Origin of the sequence: Parasediminibacterium schistidii, assembly GCF_046546515.1 — a bacterium.
Lineage (GTDB): Bacteria > Bacteroidota > Bacteroidia > Chitinophagales > Chitinophagaceae > Parasediminibacterium.
This window is the reverse complement of record NZ_JBKHKJ010000072.1, coordinates 1-4,762: the sequence shown is the minus strand read 5'-3', so window position 1 is coordinate 4,762 and position 4,762 is coordinate 1. Positions and strand designations below refer to the sequence as shown.

Annotated in this window: 4 protein-coding genes; 2 read left to right on the top strand and 2 right to left on the bottom strand. The window is 41.3% G+C overall.

Going from position 1 to position 4,762, the window contains the following annotated elements; genetic code table 11:
* Positions 1-42: 42 nt before the first annotated feature.
* Complete coding sequence (locus ACHFIY_RS19090; RefSeq protein ID WP_410847726.1) at positions 43-780, bottom strand: TrmH family RNA methyltransferase; 738 nt, start codon at positions 778-780, stop codon at positions 43-45.
* A gap of 5 nt (positions 781-785) precedes the next feature.
* On the opposite strand from ACHFIY_RS19090, the gene ACHFIY_RS19085 reads away from it, so the two are divergent.
* Complete coding sequence (locus ACHFIY_RS19085; protein WP_410847725.1) at positions 786-3,155, top strand: BamA/TamA family outer membrane protein; 2,370 nt, start codon at positions 786-788, stop codon at positions 3,153-3,155.
* A gap of 180 nt (positions 3,156-3,335) precedes the next feature.
* Here ACHFIY_RS19085 and ACHFIY_RS19080 read toward each other — a convergent pair whose 3' ends face one another.
* On the bottom strand, positions 3,336-4,106 hold the full coding sequence (locus ACHFIY_RS19080; RefSeq protein WP_410847724.1) for an AMP nucleosidase: 771 nt from the start codon (positions 4,104-4,106) through the stop codon (positions 3,336-3,338).
* Positions 4,107-4,165: 59 nt separating this feature from the next.
* Between ACHFIY_RS19080 and ACHFIY_RS19075 the strand changes: the two genes are divergently transcribed.
* Entirely contained in the window at positions 4,166-4,594 is a 429-nt protein-coding gene (locus tag ACHFIY_RS19075) for a type I restriction enzyme HsdR N-terminal domain-containing protein (RefSeq protein WP_410847723.1), read from the top strand.
* Positions 4,595-4,762 lie beyond the last annotated feature (168 nt).

Below are 4,762 nucleotides of genomic sequence, written 5' to 3'. Positions count from 1 at the left end.
TTACGACTTACGACTTACGACTTACGACTTACGACTTACGACTTACGACTTACGACTTACTACTAAATGCGAAATCAATATCCCTGTTGCTACCGCCGCGTTCAGACTTTCTGCCCCGCCCATTTTGGGGATGGTCACGGGTTTGGTAATAAAAGGCAGCAAATCATCGCTTATCCCCTTTCCTTCGCTGCCAATCATTAAAATGGCTTCATCAATTGGAGGAAAAGTATATATGCTCTCGCCATTCAACAATGCCCCCAAGATAGGCACACCTGCTTTGGCCAATACTTCTTTCAAATCTGTATAAATAATATGTACCCTTAAAAAAGACCCCATTGTGCTTTGAATCACTTTTGGGTTGTACAATTCTACGGTGTCGGGGCTGCAAATAATTTGTTTTATGCCAAACCAATCTGCAATGCGTATAATAGTGCCTAAATTACCAGGGTCTTGGATACCATCAAGCACCAAACTGAGCTTATTTTTAAATTCAATCTGTGCTTGTATAGTGGGCTGTTGAACCAAAGCCAGTACTTGGTTGGGCGTTTGCAAAGTAGAAATCCGGGCCAGCTCTGCTTCCGAAACCACGGTTACTGCTTGCCCATCCCCTCCCCTGCCAATCAACCATTTTTCTGTTGCGTATATTTTTTTAACCGTATATTGGCTCTGTATTATTTCTTCCACCAACTTTACACCCTCGGCTATAAACAAACCTTCCTGTAGCCTGTGTTTTTTTTGGCTCAAGGATTGTATATATTTAACCTCATTCTTATTGATCATACCTTATGTTTTTAAATAGCAAAACAGTTTTTTTCACACGGGTGCTACCTGCTTTTTGCTTTGCTTTATTGCTTACAGCCTGTACTATTGTACGGAATCCCCCAAAAAACCAGCCTTTTGTATTCAGGAACAAGGTTACACTAAAGGGAAATGTCACCAAAGATGAGAAAATTCGGCTGTCTGAAGAACTGAATAATTATTGGGACGACAGCATGAAAGCCAACCGGGTGCAGCAACTAGGCTTTATTTACAAGCTACGCAACCCACCTGTTTTTGACACCAACAACCTTGCCCGGAGCAAAAGCTATATGAATGCGTACCTAAACTCGCAAGGGTATTACTATGCAAGCTTTATCCCCTCACATCATTTTGACACGATAAAAGCCCAGATAAGAGCAAATGTAGCTTATACCATTTCCTTAGGAAAGAGCATAATGATAGACACGGTGGCATATAACATGCTTGATACCACAAAACAACCAATTGACTCTACTTTGCAGAAAATCACTATGCTGCAAGCAAAATACGGTTTAATCAAGAAAGGCAACCCATATACCAAGCAAATCATTAACAGCGAGCTGGATAGGTTGCTAAATTTGTACCACCAAAATGGCTATTATAAATTTACAAGGGAGGATATGTATGCCCTAGTGGACACATTGGACAGCAGGTTTTTAAAACTTGTGTTAGACCCCTTAGAACAAGCGCAGCTAATAGCCGCCGCCGATAAAAAAAGAAGGGAAAACCCTACATGGGGCATCACCATCATGCAAAGGATGGGCAGGGACAGCTCCGCTACCCAACAATTCCACATAGGCAATATTTATTACTACCCCGATTTAAAAGACGCTTATTACAATCCCGACACTATCATCAACAATAAAAGCTATAAAAGTGCAACGCAAAAGGAGATGACGATATTCTATAGGGATGAAAGGATACATTTCAGGCCATTGCGGGAGCATACTTTCCTGCGCAATGGCGATTTGTACAACGAAGATCTTTATTATAAATCGGTAAGCCGGCTGTCGCAAATAGGCACATGGAAACAGGTGGATATAAAGCCCTCAATAAGGGGCAAAGACAGTATAGACCTATATGTTTTTATGATACCAGAAAAAAAACAAGGCTACACCATAAACCAAGAATTTAGCAAGAACACAGGCGATATTGGCTCAGGCAATTTGCTAGGCCTTGCTACCAACCTTAGTTATAAAAACAGGAATGTGGGGCGGCAAGCTATCCAATCGCTCACCAGCCTGAGGTTTGGCGTAGAACTTAATATTGATAAAAAAACAGCAACAGCCGCCAAGCAGCCTTTGCTGCAAACAACGCAAGTAAACCTTAGCCAAACCTACATTTTCCCAAGATGGGTTTTGCCAAAAACCATCCTGAATACCTTAGACAACAAGCGCTCGCTTTTTAATGTGGCAGGCTCGTACACAGACAGAAAAACATTGTACCAGCTACGCTCATTCGTTACCAGCATAGGGTTTGAAGGAATCAAGGGCAACAATACCTATTTGTTTAAGCTTCCCAATATAGAATTATATAAAGTAGATACCCTACCGGGATTAGACACCCTTTTTAAAAGCAACCCTTTTTTGCGCAACTCATTTAAAGATGGGCAGGTTGTGGGCATTAGCTTTTTATGGAACAAAACATTTACCAGCAAGCGAAACCCTAGCAAGAACCATTATATCCGATTTGGGTATGAGGAAAGTGGCTGGGGTATCAACCAGATAATTGGCCCTACAAGCCATGTTTTTGAATACAACAAACTAGAAGGCGAGTACCGCTACATTAAAAACTACCGAAAAACAGAGTTGGCCACCCGCTTTTTTACAGGCGTAGGCCTGCACAGCAGCCCATCTATGCCTGTATTTAAACAATATTTTATGGGTGGCCCAAACAGCATGAGGGCATGGGGCCTTCGCCAACTCGGCTTAGGTTCTTCGCAAGCATCTGACACTACAACAGGTGGCTATACAGACCGCTTTGGAGACTTCACAATGGAAGCCAATGTTGAATACCGCTTCCCCCTTGGCACATTGGCTGGCATAAAAATTGGCAGCGCATTGTATAGCGACATGGGCAATGTATGGAACATCAATAAACAAGCGGCAGACCCAAACGCTTCATTTGATATTAAGCGGCTGGACAAAGACTTGGCAATTGGGGTTGGAACAGGCATCCGGGTCGATTTTTCTTATTTCCTTATCCGGGTCGATTTTGCTTATAAACTAAAAGATCCTGCCCGCTTAGGCAACAATGGCTGGATGGATTTTGACCATTTTGAATGGACAAGCGTTAGGCAAAATGGGGTGCGCATTAAAAACTATGCGTTTCAGTTAGGTATTGGCTTGCCTTTCTAATTTTTTTTTCGCCACAAAGGCACTAAGGCTCAAAGTAGCATGAAGGAAATAAAGAGGAAAAAGCAAAGAAAAAGGGTTGCCAACCTTCAAAAGGTTGGCAACCCTCGGTCTGAAGGAAAAAGAATCATGCAACCAAAATCATTTTAATCCTTCTAATCATATTAATCCAGGTTCAGACAACTAAAACTGCAAGTGCCTTACAGTAGCGCCATTGTTAATCAATTGTTTTAAAGAGGCCATCCCTATTTTCAAGTGCCTTTCTACATACTCTGTTGTTACTTTTTTATCGCTGGCCTCAGTTTTTACACCGTCTGGCACCATTGGCGAATCGCTTACCAGCAACAAAGCCCCAGTAGGTATTTTATTGTAAAACCCAACCGTAAATATAGTAGCTGTTTCCATGTCTATCGCATAAGCCCTCACTGCGGTCAGGTATTCCTTAAACGTATCGTCATGTTCCCAAACCCTGCGGTTGGTGGTATAAACAGTGCCTGTCCAATAATCGGTATTAAAATCCCTGATGGTGGTGGAAATGGCTTTTTGCAAGGCAAATGCTGGCATGGCAGGCACTTCAGGCGGAAAATAATCCCGGCTGGTACCCTCGCCCCTTATAGCTGCAATTGGCAAAATTAAATCGCCAAGCTTATTCCTTTTTTTAAGCCCACCACATTTCCCTAGGAACAATACGGCTTTCGGGGCAATGGCACTAAGTAAGTCCATTACAGTAGCTGCACTTGGGCTACCCATGCCAAAATTGATAATGGTAATGCCATCGGCAGTGGCACATTGAAAAGGTCGGTCTTTGCCTATTATCGGCACATTGTTCCATGTGGCAAATAGCTCTACATAGTTCGCAAAGTTCGTTAGCAATATATATTTGCCAAAATTCTCTAATGTTTCACCCGTGTAGCGGGGCAGCCAGTTGTTTACTATTTCTTCTTTTGTCTTCATTGTTGGTTTTTTTTTCAAAATACTTAATCTGTAAAAATAAAACATTTTACCTTTATCCAATGATAAAAATTGAGTACCCACCCTACAATTTTAAAATAAAAGCAGAAAAAGGCAAGGAACTAATCTTTGACGGAGCAAGGAAACGATGGGTTAGCCTTACGCCAGAGGAATGGGTGAGGCAGAATTTTATCCAATATCTATTGCAGGAAATACAATACCCAGCCTCACTAATAGCCATTGAAAAAGAAATTCAATTGGGTGAACTGCGCAAGCGCTGCGATATTATCCTTTACAAAAAGGCCATCCCGTGGATGATAATTGAATGCAAGGAAATGAATGTGCCATTAACAGAAAAAACAGTGGGGCAAATATTGCATTACCACCAAGCTATGCCTGTACCTTACCTATGCCTTACCAATGGCAACCATGTTTTTATATTTGAAAAAACAGAGAATAGTTTTAGGGAAATAAAAACATTCCCAGTTTGAAAAAAATTTTGATTCTTTAAGGGGTGTATTTTGGGAAGGTAAACAATTATATCCCAACACAGGTTTTAGGGAGAAAGACCATATACCAATTTGTGTACTAAACATTGACTGTATTAAGGGATATTTTCTTCCACTAAAAACGTATCCAATCTTAGGATTATGATATAA